Origin of the sequence: Glycomyces terrestris, assembly GCF_003933745.1 — a bacterium.
GTDB classification, from domain to species: domain Bacteria; phylum Actinomycetota; class Actinomycetes; order Mycobacteriales; family Micromonosporaceae; genus Glycomyces; species Glycomyces terrestris.
Genome location: NZ_RSEB01000007.1, coordinates 55,710 through 71,502 on the forward strand (window position 1 = coordinate 55,710; position 15,793 = coordinate 71,502).

General features: G+C 72.4%; 13 protein-coding genes. 10 read left to right on the forward strand and 3 right to left on the reverse strand.

The window, feature by feature from the left end; genetic code table 11:
* Nucleotides 1-107: 107 nt before the first annotated feature.
* Nucleotides 108-893, reverse strand: coding sequence for a DeoR/GlpR family DNA-binding transcription regulator (locus EIW28_RS21560; protein ID WP_125249787.1), 786 nt, complete (start codon nucleotides 891-893; stop codon nucleotides 108-110).
* A 194-nt stretch (nucleotides 894-1,087) separates the two neighbouring features.
* Between EIW28_RS21560 and nagA the strand changes: the two genes are divergently transcribed.
* Complete coding sequence (gene nagA / locus EIW28_RS21565; protein WP_125249930.1) at nucleotides 1,088-2,206, forward strand: N-acetylglucosamine-6-phosphate deacetylase; 1,119 nt, start codon at nucleotides 1,088-1,090, stop codon at nucleotides 2,204-2,206.
* A gap of 47 nt (nucleotides 2,207-2,253) precedes the next feature.
* On the opposite strand, the gene EIW28_RS21570 is transcribed toward nagA, so the two are convergent.
* On the reverse strand, nucleotides 2,254-2,946 hold the full coding sequence (locus EIW28_RS21570; RefSeq protein ID WP_125249788.1) for a DUF4190 domain-containing protein: 693 nt from the start codon (nucleotides 2,944-2,946) through the stop codon (nucleotides 2,254-2,256).
* A gap of 500 nt (nucleotides 2,947-3,446) precedes the next feature.
* On the opposite strand from EIW28_RS21570, the gene EIW28_RS21575 reads away from it, so the two are divergent.
* Nucleotides 3,447-4,304, forward strand: a complete 858-nt coding sequence (locus tag EIW28_RS21575) for an RDD family protein (RefSeq protein ID WP_125249931.1) — start codon at nucleotides 3,447-3,449, stop codon at nucleotides 4,302-4,304.
* Nucleotides 4,301-5,353 carry a histidinol-phosphate transaminase gene (gene hisC / locus EIW28_RS21580; RefSeq protein WP_125249789.1) on the forward strand — a complete coding sequence of 351 codons (1,053 nt, stop codon included), beginning with the start codon at nucleotides 4,301-4,303 and terminating at the stop codon, nucleotides 5,351-5,353. The genes EIW28_RS21575 and hisC overlap by 4 nt, the downstream gene beginning before the upstream one ends.
* Before the next feature lie 132 nt (nucleotides 5,354-5,485).
* On the opposite strand, the gene EIW28_RS21585 is transcribed toward hisC, so the two are convergent.
* The gene (locus EIW28_RS21585) at nucleotides 5,486-5,827 is read right to left on the reverse strand and encodes a helix-turn-helix domain-containing protein (protein WP_197717413.1); all 342 of its coding nucleotides are present in this window, start codon (nucleotides 5,825-5,827) and stop codon (nucleotides 5,486-5,488) included.
* 205 nt (nucleotides 5,828-6,032) lie between these two features.
* Here EIW28_RS21585 and EIW28_RS21590 point away from each other — a divergent pair, with 205 nt between their 5' ends.
* The 7 genes from EIW28_RS21590 to pknB all read left to right on the forward strand — a co-directional run bounded on the left by EIW28_RS21590 (nucleotide 6,033) and on the right by pknB (nucleotide 15,768).
* Nucleotides 6,033-6,767, forward strand: a complete 735-nt coding sequence (locus EIW28_RS21590) for an FhaA domain-containing protein (RefSeq protein WP_125249791.1) — start codon at nucleotides 6,033-6,035, stop codon at nucleotides 6,765-6,767.
* Nucleotides 6,768-6,984: 217 nt separating this feature from the next.
* Nucleotides 6,985-7,473: an FHA domain-containing protein FhaB/FipA gene (locus EIW28_RS21595; RefSeq protein ID WP_125249792.1), complete on the forward strand. Its 489-nt coding sequence runs from the start codon at nucleotides 6,985-6,987 to the stop codon at nucleotides 7,471-7,473.
* Nucleotides 7,474-7,541: 68 nt separating this feature from the next.
* Nucleotides 7,542-8,825, forward strand: a complete 1,284-nt coding sequence (locus EIW28_RS21600; RefSeq protein ID WP_125249793.1) for a PP2C family protein-serine/threonine phosphatase — start codon at nucleotides 7,542-7,544, stop codon at nucleotides 8,823-8,825.
* A 118-nt stretch (nucleotides 8,826-8,943) separates the two neighbouring features.
* The gene (locus EIW28_RS21605) at nucleotides 8,944-10,803 is read left to right on the forward strand and encodes an FtsW/RodA/SpoVE family cell cycle protein (RefSeq protein ID WP_158630494.1); all 1,860 of its coding nucleotides are present in this window, start codon (nucleotides 8,944-8,946) and stop codon (nucleotides 10,801-10,803) included.
* Nucleotides 10,800-12,266 (forward strand): penicillin-binding transpeptidase domain-containing protein, encoded by a 1,467-nt coding sequence (locus EIW28_RS21610; RefSeq protein ID WP_125249795.1) that lies wholly within the window; start codon nucleotides 10,800-10,802, stop codon nucleotides 12,264-12,266. The genes EIW28_RS21605 and EIW28_RS21610 overlap by 4 nt, the downstream gene beginning before the upstream one ends.
* Nucleotides 12,267-12,488: 222 nt before the next feature.
* The gene (locus EIW28_RS21615) at nucleotides 12,489-13,778 is read left to right on the forward strand and encodes a serine/threonine-protein kinase (protein WP_125249796.1); all 1,290 of its coding nucleotides are present in this window, start codon (nucleotides 12,489-12,491) and stop codon (nucleotides 13,776-13,778) included.
* Nucleotides 13,779-13,848: 70 nt separating this feature from the next.
* Nucleotides 13,849-15,768, forward strand: a complete 1,920-nt coding sequence (gene pknB / locus EIW28_RS21620; protein WP_125249797.1) for a Stk1 family PASTA domain-containing Ser/Thr kinase — start codon at nucleotides 13,849-13,851, stop codon at nucleotides 15,766-15,768.
* Nucleotides 15,769-15,793: the final 25 nt, after the last annotated feature.

The window sequence follows — 15,793 nt, forward strand, 5'->3', positions numbered from 1 at the left end:
GTCCGCGGGCGGTCCGAGGCGGCGGCTGCTGACTGCGGTGCCCCTAAACGGCAATGCTTTGAAACGCAGTGCCCCCACACGACGGTGCTTCTAAACGACGGTGCCCCTTATACGACGATGACGCGGATGCCGGCCTCCTCGAAGCCGCGCAGCTGGTCGGCGGGGGCGTTGCCGTCGGTGACGAGGGTGTGGACGCGGTCGGTGGGGCAGATGCGCGCGAAGGCGTGGCCGCCGATCTTGGAGCCGTCGGCGATGACGACGACCTTGCGCGCGCGGGCGGCCATGAGCGCGTTGATCGCCGCCTCGCCCTCGTGGTGGCTGGTGGCGCCGAGCTTGTGGTCGATGGCGTCGACGCCGAGGAACGCGATGTCGAGGGTGATCTCGCGCAGGATCGGGGCCGCGAGCGGGCCGATGAGCTCGTAGGACTGCGGCCGCACCACGCCGCCGACGACCACCACCTTCAAGTGGGGCCGCACGATGAGCTCGTTGGCGATGTTGAGCGCGTTCGTGACGATCGTGAGCCCGGTCGAGCCGGGGGTCGCGACGAGGTCGGTGCGGGTGGCGAGGGCGCGGGCGACCTCGGTGATCGTGGTGCCGCCGTTCAGGGCGATGACCTGGCCGGGGCTGACGAGCCCCGCGGCGGCGGTGCCGATGCGGTGCTTCTCCTCGACGTGGCGGGCGGTCTTGTAGCGCAGCGGGAGGTCGTACGAGATGCCGCCGGCGACCGCGCCGCCGCGGGTGCGGGTGATCATCTGCTGCTGCGAGAGCTGGTCGAAGTCGCGCCGGATCGTCGCCTGCGAGACGCCGAGCCGCTCGGCGGCCTCCTCCACGGTGATGCGTCCGGTCTCTGCGAGGATCTCCAGCAGGGTGTTCCACCGGGCGTAGCGGTCCACGGCGCTCCTCGTCGTTCGCAAGTCGGGATCGGGACGGCGGCGGGCCGCCGCCGTCTGCACGATAGTGTTCGAAGTATGCTCTGGGGCGCTCGGGCCGTGCTCATGCGGTGCTCGCGCGCTCACGATCATTGTGCCGCACCGGGGTGGGCCGACACACGCCGGACCGATTGGAAGGAGCGCCGGTGGACGGCGTCATGCTGCCGGCCGTGGGCCGGATCGTCACCCCCGACGGCGTGGTCAACGGGACCCTGAGCGTCGACGGCGACCGCTTCGAAGGGGTCCTGGAGCGGGACGGCGAGCCCACCGGGTGGGTCCTGCCCGGGTTCGTCGACGTCCACTGCCACGGCGGCGGCGGGTTCTCGCTCGCCAACGGCGACGCGGACTCGGCCCGCGCGGCCGCGGCCTTCCACGCCTCCCGCGGGACGACCACCGTCGTCGCCTCGCTCGTGTCCTCGCCGCACCGGTTCCTGCTCGACGCGACGAAGGCCCTCGCGCCGCTCGCCGCCGAGGGCGTCATCGCCGGGGTGCACTTCGAGGGGCCCTACATCTCGGCCGCCAAGTGCGGCGCGCACGCCGTCGAGGTCCTGCGCGACCCCGACGTCGGCGAGCTGACCGAGCTCATCGAGGCCGGGCGGCTCGCGGACGGCACCAGCGCCGTCAAGATGGTCACGGTCGCGCCCGAGCTCGACGGCGCCCTGGAGGCGATCGAGTTCCTCGACGGGCAGGGCGTCGTCCCCTCGATCGGGCACACGAACGCCTCCTACGAGGAGACCGTCGCCGGGATCGACGCGGGCGCCCAGGCCGCCACGCACCTGTTCAACGCCATGCGCGCCTTCAACCACCGCGACCCCGGGCCCATCCCCGCGCTCCTGAACGACGAGCGGATCTTCTCCGAGGTCGTGGCCGACCCGGTGCACCTGCACCCGGGCACGATGCGCTTCGCGTTCGACCTCTCGCTGCCGGCGTGGACGCTCCTGGTCTCCGACGCGATGGACGCCGCCGGGCTCTCGGACGGGCACTACGTGCTCGGCCGCCACGAGGTCGAGGTCGAGGACGGCGTCGCCACCGTGGCGGGCACCGACGTCATCGCCGGTTCCACGATCACCATGCTCGACGCGGTCCGCAACGCGGTGCGCCTGGCCGGGCAGAGCGTCGAGGCCGCCTCGCAGATGGCCTCCGCGACCCCGGCCGAGCTGCTCGGCCTGCGCGAGGTCGGCGCGATCGAGTCGGGGAAGTACGCCGACGCCGTCGTCCTCGACGACGACCTGAACCTGGTCTCGGTCATGCGCCGCGGCGCCTGGCTCCAGGTCTGAGACGCGAGGAGGGGCCCGGCGGTCCGCCGGGCCCCTCTCCTTGCGCGTCAGTACATGTCGTACGTGGCGGTGCCCGCGCCGATGAGCACGTAGATCAGGCAGAACGTGAAGAACGAGACGATGCCGAGCACGAGCCCGGCGATCGCCGCGTTCCTGTTCGTCGCCTGGCCCTTGTTCGCGCGCGACCAGCCGATCGCGCCGAAGATGATCGCGAGGACGCCGAGCGGCCAGCTGAACGCGTTGAGCCCCGGCACGAACGACAGCGCGACCGCGATGATGCCGAGGACGAGCGCGGCCTTGCCGAGGCCGTTGCGCTCCTGCTGGGCGTAGAGCGGGCCGTCGCCGTTGTAGGGCGGCGGGGGCGGAGGCGGCGGCGCGGCCGCGTACGGGCTGTACCCGGCGCCGGCGGGCGGCGGCCCGGGCGGGACGCCCCCGGGGATGTCCGGGCTCGGCGTCCCGAAGTCCTTCGGCGGCCGGCCCGGCGACTCCGACACCGAGCGCGGCGCGCCCTCGCCGGTGTCGGCGAACCCGTCCGGGTTGCCCTCGGGCGGCGCGCCGGGCGTCTCCCGCGGCTCGGCGAAGTCCGCCGGGGTCGTCGCGGGGCCGTCCTCGTTGCCGGTGAAGGGCGCGTTCTCCGGTTCGCCCGCGGGCGAGCTGTCGGTGTTCGGGCTCCAGGGGCGGTCCTCGTCGTCCGGGCGCTCCGGTTCGGGCGGCCCGGGGACCGGCGGGTAGGTCGTCATGGTGCCCCTCCTCGGATCGTGCGCACGCGGCGCCGATGCCCCGCAAGGTAACCCAAACCTCACCGGGCGTGTGCCGAATCAGGGGAACCGGAGGGGCGCTCACGCGATTCGAGAACTCCGTTCGGATTTTTTGGGGTTAGGGGTTTACTACCCGTCAGTAGACGAGTAGAAATGAGTTACGGATCCGGACGGACTTCCCGGGGACATGGTCCCCAGAGATCGGAAGGATTCGTGCACCGCCGCCGAGCACCCACGTGCGACCTGAGCCGTCGGGAGGCGCAGCGGGTCCAGCACCTAGGAGCAGGACGCCGCTAGAAAAGACTTCACGCTTGGTAACTCGGTCGGAAGTGCAGCTAGTTCGAGCGGCCCAGTCGAGGCGATTGACCGACTGGGCCGTGTCGTCTGCCCGCCAAGGGGTTCCGCCCGCCCGCGGCCCGCTCCCGGCGCCTGTGTCCGAACTGACTGGGAACCGTCGGCCGCGGCTGCAAGAATGGGCCTCGATGACCACGATCGAACCCGGCTGGTACGCCGACCCCGCCGACCCGTCCACCCAGCGCTACTGGGACGGCTCCGCCTGGGTCGGGAAGCCGATCCCCGCGGGGGCCGAGCCCCCCGCCGAGCCCGAGCCGCTCGACCCCGCACCGGAGCCCCTCCCCGCCTCTACTGTGGACGCGAACGTCCAGGAGCTCCCGCCGGACCCCCGCTTCGGCGCCGGCCCGCCCCCCAAGGTGATCCAGCGGACCCCCGGCGCGGTCCAGCCGCCCGGGACCCTCCCCATCCGCTCCCTCGGCGTCACCGTCGGCTGGATCTCCGGCCGCGACGTCGACCGCATCCTCGAAGGCCGCGTCCTCGCCCACCCCGGGCAGCGGTTCGTGGCCCGCATCGTCGACACCGTCGCCCTCGTCCTGCTGAACGCGGTCGTCAACGGCTACTTCATCTACCAGTTCATGCAGACGGTCTGGCCGTACATGCTCGAGATGGCCGCCGCCGACGACCCGAACGACGTGCAGCTGCCCGCCCGCGCCTCCGACCAGTGGTGGGTCGTCCTCCTCATCTCCCTCGGCCTCTGGTTCGCGTACGAGGTCCCCGCGACCCTGAACTCCGGGCAGACCCTCGGCAAGCGCCTCATGGGCATCAAGGTCGTCTCGCTCGCCCCCGCCGGCCTCGGCTGGGGCCGGCTGCTGCTGCGCTGGTCGTACGCGGCGCTGCCGCTCCTGTGCTTCCCCTTCGGCGCGATCCTCTGGATCATGGACGGGATATGGTGCATCCGAGACCAACCCTTCCGCCAGTGCCTCCACGACAAGTCGCCGGGAACGGCCGTCGTGGAGGCGGGACCCCAGAAGGAGCCCACACCATGACGAACGAGCCGATCCGCGAAGACCTCGCCGCGATCCCCCGCTACGTCCCCGGCAAGGCGCTGCCCCAGGCGCTCAAGCTCTCCAGCAACGAGGTGCCGTACGGGCCGCTGCCCGGCGTGCCCGAGGCGATCGCCGACGCCGCCGCGAACGTCCACCGCTACCCCGACATGGGCGTGGTGCGGCTGCGCGAGGAGCTCGCCGCGCGCCTCGGCGTCGACGCCGACCGGATCGCCACCGGCACCGGGTCGGTGGCCCTCATCGGCCACCTCCTCCAGGCGATCGCGGTCCCCGGCGGGGAGGTCGTGTACTCGTGGCGGTCCTTCGAGGCGTACCCGATCGCCGCCACCGTCGCCGGACTCAGGTCGGTGCAGGTCCCCAACACCGCCGACCACCGGCACGACGTCGACGCGATGATCGCGGCCGTCGGGCCCGACACGCGCGCGGTCATCGTGTGCAGCCCCAACAACCCGACCGGCCCGGCCGTGACGGCCGAGGAGCTCGACCGGGTCTTCGGCGCGGTGCCCGAGTCGGTGCTCGTCGTGATCGACGAGGCGTACCGGGAGTTCGTGACCGACCCGTCGCTGCCGGACGGCGTCGAGCGGTACGGGGACCGGCCGAACGCGGTCGTGTTCCGGACCTTCTCGAAGGCGTGGGGCCTCGCGGGCCTGCGCGTCGGCTACATGCTCGCGCGCGCCGACGTGGCGGACGCGGTGCGCCGGTGCGTGATCCCCTTCGCGGTCAACGGGCCCGCGCAGGCGGCGGCGCTCGCGGCGCTCGCGGCCGAGGACGAGATGCGGCGGCGGGTGGCGCTGGTGACCTCGGAGCGCAAGCGGGTCGTCATGGGCGCCAGGGAGATCGTGCCGGACGTGCCGGAGACGCAGGCGAACTTCTGCTGGCTTCCCCTGGGGGAGCGGGCGGTCGAGTTCGCGGCGCACTGCGAGGCGCGCGGGATCCTGGTGCGGCCCTTCGCGGGCGACGGGGTGCGGGTGACCGTGGGCCTGCCCGAGGAGAACGACGCGCTGCTGGAGGCGCTGCGCGACTGGCGCTGAACGCGAGGGCCGGTCGGGTTCGGTGCCGCCCCCGGTCGCAAGGATGCCCGGGGGGTCCGACGGTTCGATGTGATCTGAAGGGCCGCAACGGCTTCGCGGGTGTCCGGGCGCCCCACCGGCGCCCGGAGCCGGCTACTTGGCGGCGGTGCTGCGCTCGTTCTGGTCGCAGAACGCCTCGTACATCTCGGTCAGGGTCTGCTTCTGGCGCGGGGTGAGGTCCCGGTCGGTGGCGATCGCCAGGGGCGTCGCGGAACCCTCGTCGCCGCCCATGCCGGCCCGGAGGTACATGATCGGGGTGGTCATCCGCAGCGCCAGCGCCAGCTGGCGGAGGACGGCGCCGCTGGGGCGGCGCACGCCGCGCTCGCCCTGGAGGTAGGGGTTCGAGACCCCGGCGGAGTCGGAGAGCTCGCGGAACGAGACGTGCGCGCGTTTGCGCACGTCCCGGACGAATGAGCTGAAGTCGCGATCTGTCACCCGCGTCACCATACGCGCCTCGGCGCGGCGCCGCCACCTGGGCCCGCCTGTCCAACCCGACATTCGGTACTACCGGCCGACACCGGGCTCACCCGATCAGACGATATGAAAGGGACTCGGCAGGCGGTTGCGTCTCAACCCCTCGCCGCCGTGTGAACGCAGCCGATACCATCGGAAGTCGACGCGTAGCGCGTCCCTGCGACGCATGACGAGGAGGGGAGAACCGGTGAGCGTTCTGCAACGCTTGGAAAAACAACTGGAGGGCCTGTTCGAGGGCACCTTCAACAAGATGTTCAAGGGCGTTGTGCACCCGGTCGAGATCGCCAGCGCCATGCAGCGCGAGGCGGAGACCCACAAGGCGGTCCTCGCCGGAGGCCGCGTGCTGGTGCCGAACCGATACGTCATCGACCTCTCGCCGCCGGACCACGACCGGCTGGCGCCGTACGCCGCGGCGCTCGCCCAGGAGCTGGCGCAGTCGCAGGCGGAGTTCATCGGCGAGAACGGCTGGACGGTCTACGGCGACGTCATCGTCGAGATCGAGCGCGGCGAGGGCCTGGACACGGGCATGTTCCGCGTGACGGCCGAGGTCGCGGCCCTGAACGAGGGCGTCGACCAGCCGGTGTCCGGCGGCGGCTACGGTCCCGCGCACCCGCAGGCCCCCACCGGCCCGGTGCTGGTGACCGCCGACGGCCGCCAGTTCTCGGTCGCCCACGGCGCCACCGTGATCGGCCGCGGCGAGCAGGCGCAGATCCGCCTCCCCGACGTCGGGATCTCCCGCCGCCACGTGCGCATCGACTTCGACGGCCGCCAGGTGTCGGTCACCGACCTCGGCTCCACGAACGGGACCCTGGTCAACGGCCAGCGGGTCACCACCGTCTCGATGCAGCCCGGTGACGTGATCCAGATCGGCACCACGTCGCTCACCCTCCAGGCCGGGTAGTCCACCGGCGTCCTCGGCGCGCCCCGACCCGCGAGGGCCGGGGCTTCGTTCATGGCTCGCCGCCGCGGCCGCGCCGTCGTGTGCGCGGCCTTTCTTCTACGGGCCCTTGCGTGTAGCGGTCGGATGACGGGGCGGCTTCGGCGGCTCCGCCGCTGGGGCGCGCGCCCGTGGGCTACCGTGTTCGTGACCGTTCGTTCAGCCGCTGGGGAGCCGCGCCATGCCTGAGATAGTCCAGACCGTCGCCCGGTTCGGGTTCCTGGTGCTCCTGTGGCTGTTCGTGTTCGCGGCGGCCCGGACGATCACCCGCGACCTCCTGGCGCAGCGGCGCCCCGCCGCGGCCGGCGGACCGGCCGCGGGGCCGGTGTCGGCGCCGCCCGCGCCGGGGAACCGCGGCGGCCGCCCGCAGGCCGCGCAGGCCGCCCAGTGGCTGGTGGTGACGACCGGCGAGCTCCAGGGGCGCCGGTTCGTGCTCTCGGGCCAGCCGATCTCGATCGGGCGCGCGGCGGACTCGACGATCGTCATCCGCGACGACTTCGCGTCGAACCGGCACGCGCGCGTGGTCCCCGTCGACGGGCAGTGGATGGTCGAGGACCTGGGCTCCACGAACGGCACCTACCTGGGGCGCGCTAGAGTCACCAGACCCACGCCGGTCCCGCTCGGGGTGCCCATCCGGATCGGTCGCTCCTCGTTCGAGCTGCGCCCGTGAGCCCGAGGTGTGACGCGGCGATGTCGGCATCGATCAGCGGGCGTGCCCCGCGCTACGGCGGTTGATACATGAGTTTGCACCTGCGATACGCGGCCATCTCCGACCGCGGTGTGGTGAGGCAAGGGAACCAGGACTCGGTGTTCGCCGGGTCCCACTTCATCGCCGTCGCCGACGGCATGGGCGGCATGGCCGCCGGCGACCTCGCCTCGGCCATCGTCATCAACACCGTGGCCCGACTCGACGTGCCCCCGCCGCCGGACTCCGTCGTGGACGAGCTCGCGGACGCCGTCGCCGACGCGAACCGCGCGATCCGCCGCTGCGTGGCCGACGACCCGCAGAAGGAGGGCATGGGCACCACGCTCACCGCCCTGTGGTTCGACGGCGAGTGGTTCAACCTGGTGCACATCGGCGACTCGCGTGCCTACCGGATGCGCGAGGGCGGGTTCGAGCAGGTCACGGTCGACGACACGTACGTGCAGATGCTCGTCGACGAGGGCCGGATCACCGCCGAGGAGGCCGAGCGGCACCCGCAGCGCTCGCTGCTGCTGCGGGCCCTGGGCGCCTCCGAGGTCGAGCCGGCGTTCCAGACGATCAAGGGCATGCCGGGCGACCGGCTGCTGCTGTGCTCCGACGGCCTGTCCGGGCCGGTCTCGGACGCCGACATCGCGCGCACCCTCCAGTCCTCGGCCACGCCGCAGGAGGCCGCGCAGACCCTGGTCCAGCAGGCGCTCGACGCGGGCGCGCCCGACAACGTGACCGTGCTCGTCGCGGACGTCGTCGAGGAGGACCCGGGCGAGCAGCGCCAGATCATCGGCGGCGCGGCCGCCGACCAGCGCCTCGCCGAGTCCGACACGGCCGTGCTGCGCGCGGTGAGGGAGGACGGCGAGCCCGCGGACGAGGCCACCGTCGACCTCCGCCCGAGCGGCGGCGGCGAGCAGGCGGAGGACGGGAAGCCGGCGAAGCGGCGCGGCCGGGTGTGGCGGACCGTGCTCTCGTGCCTCATCGTCCTGGTCCTCGCGGCCGGGGCGGGCGCCTACTGGGCGCGGACGCAGTACTTCATCGGGGTCTCCGACGCGGGCAACATCAGCGTCTTCCGGGGCCTCCCTTTTGAGGTGGCCGGGCTCCGCGCGGCCTGGCTGGACACCGAGTCGGACCGGCCCGCCTCCGAGGCGACCGACGAGGTCGAGGCGGACCTGGCCGACGGCATCCGCGTGGACGGGCGCGAGGGCGCCGAAGCCGAGCTGGAGGAGCTGACCGATCCGGCCTCCACCAACGAGAACCTGGACCCGCTGTGCTCCGCTTCGGACACTGAGGCGGTGCCGACCGCCGCAAAGGACTGCCGCGAGGACTGAGCGTCACCGTTGTACGCTCACAGCGTCCGGCCCCCGAGTGCGCGGGGAGCGTCCAGGCGCGTGAGGAACCCGGCGCGCGGGCGCCATAGCAGAGCGAGGGGAACCGATGGCCCAGCCCATGTCGGCGACAGCCCGGGCGGCGGCGCCGACCGAGACGCCGCTCACGCCGCTGACGGGCATGCCCAAGCGCATCGGCCGCGAGATCGTCATGCTCGTCATGGGCGGGATCGGTGTCTTCTGCTTCCAGCTGACGATCGACCTGGCGCTGGCGCAGCGGACCACGGACGTCACCTACCTGCTGCCGCTGACGATCTTCATCGTCTCGATGTGCGCGTGGGGGTCGGTGAAGTTCCTGGCGCCCTACGCCGACCCGCTGTTCGTGCCGATCGCCGCGTTCCTCACCGGCATCGGCATCGTCTACATCCGCCGGATCGACCGGACCGCGCTCCTCGACGCCGATCCGCTGCCCGAGTCCGCGGGCGTCTTCGCCGGCCAGGGCGGGCGCCAGCTCATGTACTACATGGCCGCGGTCGTCGTCATGACGGTCCTGCTCGCCGTCGTGCGCAACCACCGGATGCTCCGCGGCTACGCGTACATCCTCCTGTTCGCGGGCATCACGCTCGCGGCGCTGCCGGGCTTCCTGCCGGCGTCGATCTCGGAGTCGGGCGGCTCCAAGAACTGGATCCGCTTCGGGTCGTTCTCGGTGCAGCCCAGCGAGTTCGCGAAGCTGATGCTGCTCATCTTCTTCGCGGTCTACCTGGTGCGCAAGCGCGACATGCTGTCGGTGGCCGGGAAGAAGATCCTCGGGCTCCAGCTGCCGCGCATGAAGGACCTCGGCCCCATCGTGATCGTGTGGGCCGCCAGCCTCGTCATCCTCGTCATGGAGCGCGACCTCGGCACCTCGCTGCTGCTGTTCTCGATCTTCCTGTCGATGCTGTACATGGCGACGCGCCGCGCCTCGTGGATCCTCATCGGCCTGACGATGTTCATCGGCGGCTGCGTCGCGATCTACCCGTTCTTCTCGCACCTCCAAGTGCGCGTGGCGATCTGGCTCGACCCGTGGGCGTACGTCGACGACCCGGTGACCTCCTCGTACCAGCTCGTGCAGGGCCTCGTGGCGCTCAACTCGGGCGGCCTGCTCGGGAACGGCCCCGGCGCGGGCAACCCGAACCGCATCCCCGCCTCCGAGTCCGACTTCATCCTCGCCGCGATCGGCGAGGAGGTCGGCCTCATCGGGCTCATCGCGATCCTGCTGCTGTACGCGGTCCTGGTCGAGCGCGGCTTCAAGACCGGCATCATGTCGCGGGACCTGTTCGGCAAGCTCATGGCCGGCGGCCTGGCGTTCCTGGTCGCGTTCCAGCTGTTCGTGGTGTTCGGCGGCGTCACCGGCCTCATCCCGATGACCGGCCAGACCACGACGTTCCTCGCCGCGGGCGGCTCCTCGCTCGTCGGCTCCTGGCTGCTCCTCGGCCTCCTCGCGCGCGTCTCCGACGACGCCCGCAAGCCCTGGCAGGCCTCCTACGGCCTCATGAAGACCGAGGCCCCGCCGGAGTTCCTCGCCGAGCAGGCCGCCAAGCGCGCCGCCGAGGAGGCCGCGAAGGCCGAGGCCGCCGGCGTCATGGACTCCGGCCCGATCCCCGGCGGCGACCAGCCGACCGAGCTGATCATCCCCGGGCACCTCCAGGGCGGTGCGCCCGGCACCGGCACCATGGAGGAGGACGTGGTCGCCCCGACCCGCCAGGGCCCGCAGTCCCCGCCCGCCGGCCCGTCCTCGCCGCCGCCCGGCGGCCCGCACTCCCCGCCGCCGCCCGCGGGCGCCCAGCCGTACCGGCCGCAGACCCCGCCGCCCGGTTCCGCGTACGGCCCGCCGCCGGGGCCGCCCCAGGGCCCGCCGACCCGGCCGGCCCCGCACACCCCGCCACCGCCGCCGCCCTCGGCGTTCGACCCCCGGACCGACTCGAAGGAGGGCGACCGATGAACCCGGCACTGCGCCGCACCGGCATGCTCGCGCTGATCCTGCTGGGCGCCCTCATCGCCCAGTCCACCTGGGTCGGCTTCTTCGACCACGAGGACTACCAGGGCCAGCTCGACGCCCGCACCCTCATCGCCGAGTACTCGGTGCCGCGCGGGCAGATCCTCGCCGGGGACGTCGTCATCGCCGAGTCGCTGCCGAGCGGCGGGCAGACGTACAAGTACCAGCGCAACTACCCCGAGGGCGACTACTTCGGGAACATCACCGGCTTCAACTCCTTCAACTACGGCTCCAGCCGCCTGGAGGCCGCCGAGGACTCGATCCTCGACGGCTCCAGCTCGCTGCTCGCCTTCGACGACTTCTGGGCCACGGTCACCAAGGAGCAGAAGCCCGGCGGGAACGTCGTCACCACGCTCGACGCCGACCTCCAGCGGACCGCGTACGACGCGCTCGCCGACGCCGGCGTCAAGGGCGGCGCGGTCGTCATCGACCCGCAGACCGGGCGCATCCTCGCGCAGGCGTCCTACCCGGGCTGGAACCCGACCGAGGTGTCCTCGAACGACGGCGACACCGCGACCGCGGCGTGGACGGCGGTCAACGAGGACGAGGACAACCCGGCCCTCGACCGCACCGGCCAGGAGTGGTACCCGCCCGGGTCCACGTTCAAGACCATCGTCGCCGCCGCCTACATCGAGGCCACCGGCGCGGACGCCGGCACGATGGTGCCGGCCGGGAACGAGTACGACCCGCCGAACACCGACCACGTCATCACCAACTCGTCCGACCAGTGCCCGGACCAGGAGATGACCCTCGAGGACGCGTTCCGCCTGTCGTGCAACACGACCTTCGCGCGCCTGTGCGTCGAGGAGCTCTCGGCCGACGACATCACGAGCATGGCCGAGCAGTTCGGGTTCGGCGAGGCGTTCGCGACCCCGCTGGAGACCCTCGCCTCGCAGACCGGCGACATCTCCGAGGACGCCTTCCGCGCCCAGGCGTGCATCGGCCAGCAGGAGGTCCGCGAGACCGTCCTCCAGAACGCGATCATCGCCGGCACCATCGCCAACGACGGCGAGCGGATGCAGCCCCAGCTCATCGACCGGCTCACCGACTCGCAGGGCGACACGGTCGAGAACGGCGACGAGGACTCGGCCGGGCGCGCGATCGACGGCGACACCGCCGAGGAGCTGCGCAAGCTCATGGAGGCCGTCGTCGAGGACGGCACCGGCTCGAACGCGCAGATCGACGGCTACACCGTCGGCGGCAAGACCGGCACCGCCGAGCACTCCGACTCCAGCGAGAACCGCCTCCCCGACCACGGCTGGTTCCACGGCTGGGCCATGAACGAGGACGGCGAGCCCGCCGTCGCGGTCGCCGTGTTCCTCGACTCCTACGGCCAGGGCGCCTCCGCCGAGGCCGCCGACATCTCCGGCACCCTCATGCAGCAGGTGCTGGAGGGCGGCGGCGAATGACCGCCCGCGCGCCGCGCCGCAAGGGGGCGTAGGGAAGACGCGAGAAGGACACGGTTTCCTCACGATCGCCGGGAGCGGCAACCGAAGGGGCCGCCGGGACGTGGATCTTCGGAGACGGTTCGGCGGCACCGCGATAACGAGGCCCCTGGTGCCGGGCGACCTGCAAGTAGACTGAAGCGTCGATCCCCCGGAGCCGATCCGCCGAAGAAATGAGGAGACGCCGTGTTGAGCCCCGAAATGCTCCTCGGGCAGCGCTATCGCCTGCGCGAACGCATTGCCGTGGGTGGCATGGGCGAGGTCTGGCGGGCCGAGGACACCGTGCTCGAGCGCACCGTGGCCGTCAAGGCCATGCTGCCCTCCCTGCTGAGCGAGCCGGGCTTCACCCAGCGCTTCACCGCCGAGGCGAAGACCGTCGCGGCGCTCACCCACCCCCACATCGTCAACGTCCACGACTTCGGCAACGCCGACCTGCCCAGCGGCGAGAGCACGGCCTACCTCGTGATGGAGTACGTCGAGGGCAAGTCCCTCGCCGACCTCATCGCCGAGCGCGGCCGCATCGACGCCCGCGAACTCATGCCCATCATCGCGGCCACCGCCGAGGCCCTGCACCACGCCCACGTGCACGGCGTCATCCACCGCGACATCAAGCCCGGGAACATCCTGGTGCGGGACGGGAACGGCCGCGCCGTCCTCACCGACTTCGGCATCGCCCGCTCCGGCGCCTCCGGCGACCTCACCCAGACCGGCGCCGTCATGGGCACCGCCTCCTACATCGCGCCCGAGCAGGCCGAGGGCACCGGCGTCCTCCCGGCCTCCGACATGTACTCGCTCGGCGTCGTGGCCTTCCACGGCCTCACCGGGCACCGGCCCTTCCAGGCCGAGAACCCGATCGAGCTGGCGCTGCACCACGTGCGCACCCCCGCGCCGCCGCTCCCGGAGGACATCCCGCCCGGGGTGCGCTCGTTCGTCGCGCGCGCCATGACCAAGGACCCGCACCTGCGGTTCGCGACCGGCGCCGAGATGGCCGCCGCCGCGCTCACCGCCGTCGACGCGCCCCCCGCCACGTCCGTCATGCCGCCGGTCGGGGCGCTGCCGCGCCGCGCCGGCGTCGTCGCCATGGGCGGCCCGGTCGCCGGCGTCGCCGACCCCGCCGTCCAGTACCCGCCGCCCGGCACCCCGTCGCCGCCCGGGGTCGACCTCGGCGCCGCGCCGCCGCCCGGCGCGCCGAAGCCCGGCCCGAACAAGGCGCTGCTCGGCGCCCTCGTGGGCCTGGCGGCCCTGGTCCTGGTGGGCGGTATGGTGTGGCTGCTGCTGTCGATGAACGGCGGCGACGACCCGAACGGCGGCGAGGACCCGACCGGCGACACCGAGACCTCCGAGACCACCGGGGACGACGGCGGGCAGAGCCCCGACGAGGAGACCACCCCCGACGACACCCAGACCGACGACGGGCCCACCGGGGGCGGGGGCGTCGGCGACTGCCTCCCCGGGGCCGACTGCAACGACCGATAGCGGGCTTTCGGGCCCGGCGCTGCCACTAGAATCAATCCGCGATGAACGGAACACGAGGACGTAAAACGCGATGACGACAGAGCCCCGCCTGCTCGGCGGCAGATACGAGATCGGCGAGGTCATCGGCTACGGGGGGATGGCTGAAGTCCACCGTGGCCGGGACCTGCGACTCGGCCGAGACGTGGCGGTGAAACTCCTCCGGGCCGACCTGTCCCGCGACGAGTCGTTCCTCATCCGCTTCCGGCGCGAGGCCCAGAACTCGGCGTCCCTCAACCACCCCAACATCGTCGCCGTCTTCGACACCGGCGAAGAGGCCGGCATCCCGTACATGGTGATGGAGTTCGTCAACGGCCGCACGCTCAAGGAGGTCCTGATCGCGGAGGGCCGCTTCGAGTACACCGCGGCCTGCGAGGTCGTCGCCGACATGTGCTCGGCGCTCGACTTCAGCCACAAGCACCACATCATCCACCGGGACGTCAAGCCCGGCAACGTGATGCTCTCGGACACCAGCCAGGTCAAGGTCATGGACTTCGGCATCGCCCGGGCCCTCGCCTCCGGTCAGGCCACCATGACCCAGACCAGCGCCGTCATCGGCACCGCCCAGTACCTCTCGCCCGAGCAGGCGCGCGGCGAGACCGTCGACGCCCGCTCCGACGTGTACGCCGTCGGCTGCGTCCTCTACGAGCTCCTCGTCGGGCACCCGCCGTTCACCGGCGACAACCCGGTGTCCGTCGCCTACCAGCACGTGCGCGAGGAGGCCCGGCCGCCGTCGGAGCTCAACCCGAACGTGCCCGCCTCGGTCGACGCCGTCGTCATGAAGGCCCTCGCGAAGAACCCCGAGAACCGGTACCACTCGGCGGCCGAGATGCGCGAGGACCTCATCCGCGCCGCTCGCGGCCAGGAGGTCATGGCCCCCGCGGTCATGGCCGCCGGCGACCGGACCGCGATCATCGGCGACCCGGACGCGACCACGCCGATCCGCCAGCTCCCCACGTCCTCCAGCAGGCGCCGCCCCTGGCTCATCGCCCTCGGCGTGGTCCTCGCGCTCGTCGCGGTCACCGCGGCCGCGTGGGGCATCATGCAGGCCATGAACGAGGCGGCCATGGTGACCGTCCCGGGGGTGATAGGCCAGACCCAGGCGGAGGCGACGGAGACGCTCCAGGACCAGGGCCTCGAGGTCGAGGTGGTCCCGCAGAAGGCCGAGGTCGCCGACGACCCCGAGCTCGGCAACGTCGTCGCGCAGACCCCCGAGGCCGACGAGGAGGTCGAGGAGAACACGACGGTCCGGATCACCGTGCTCGTCGCCCCCGACGACGTCGAGGTCACCGACGTGGTCGGCGACCAGTTCGAGGAGGCGCAGGCGACCCTCGAAGAGGACAACCTCGTCGTGGAGAAGCGGGAGATCGCCAGCACCGAGGAGCCCGGCACGGTCCTGGAGCAGGACCCGGCCGGCGGCGACATGGTCCCGCCGGGCACCAAGGTGACGCTCACCGTCTCCGCGGGCGGCGAGTCCACGGTCCCGGACGTGCGCGGCATGCTCGTCGACGTGGCCGTGTCGACGCTCGACGAGGCCGGCTTCGAGGTCGTGGTCGAGTACGGCACCGGCGGCTCGACCGCCGGCGTCGTCTACGAGCAGAACCCGAGCAACGGCTCCACCGAGGAGGAGGGCGCCACGGTCACCATCACCGCCCAGGGCGTCGTGGTCTCCTGGGAGGCCGACACCACGCCGCAGGCGCTGATGGACTCGCTCAACAGCGCCGGCCTGGCCGCCACCATCGACGGCGACGCGACCCTCCCGACCATCGAGAGCGTCTCCGGCCCCGACGGGCAGCTCACCAGCGGCACCGCCGTCGCCCCCGGCACCGAGATCACCATCGTCCCCGCGGCCGACGACGGCGGCGGAGGCGGCGACGAGACCACCAGCGAAGACGAGACCTGCCAGAACCCGCTCGACACGCCGCCGTGCGACGACGGCGGGAACGGCAACTGACGGACCGAACGGGGCCCGGTGCGAA

Bases quoted from the DNA above. Each gene is read 5' to 3' on its own strand.
- EIW28_RS21575 (WP_125249931.1), top strand. From the start codon at position 3,447: ATGACCACGATCGAACCCGGCTGGTACGCCGACCCCGCCGACCCGTCC.
- EIW28_RS21595 (WP_125249792.1), top strand. From the start codon at position 6,985: ATGCCTGAGATAGTCCAGACCGTCGCCCGGTTCGGGTTCCTGGTGCTC.
- hisC (WP_125249789.1), top strand. From the start codon at position 4,301: ATGACGAACGAGCCGATCCGCGAAGACCTCGCCGCGATCCCCCGCTAC.
- pknB (WP_125249797.1), top strand. From the start codon at position 13,849: ATGACGACAGAGCCCCGCCTGCTCGGCGGCAGATACGAGATCGGCGAG.
- EIW28_RS21600 (WP_125249793.1), top strand. From the start codon at position 7,542: ATGAGTTTGCACCTGCGATACGCGGCCATCTCCGACCGCGGTGTGGTG.
- EIW28_RS21570 (WP_125249788.1), bottom strand. From the start codon at position 2,946: ATGACGACCTACCCGCCGGTCCCCGGGCCGCCCGAACCGGAGCGCCCG.
- EIW28_RS21590 (WP_125249791.1), top strand. From the start codon at position 6,033: ATGACGAGGAGGGGAGAACCGGTGAGCGTTCTGCAACGCTTGGAAAAA.
- EIW28_RS21605 (WP_158630494.1), top strand. From the start codon at position 8,944: ATGTCGGCGACAGCCCGGGCGGCGGCGCCGACCGAGACGCCGCTCACG.
- EIW28_RS21610 (WP_125249795.1), top strand. From the start codon at position 10,800: ATGAACCCGGCACTGCGCCGCACCGGCATGCTCGCGCTGATCCTGCTG.
- nagA (WP_125249930.1), top strand. From the start codon at position 1,088: ATGCTGCCGGCCGTGGGCCGGATCGTCACCCCCGACGGCGTGGTCAAC.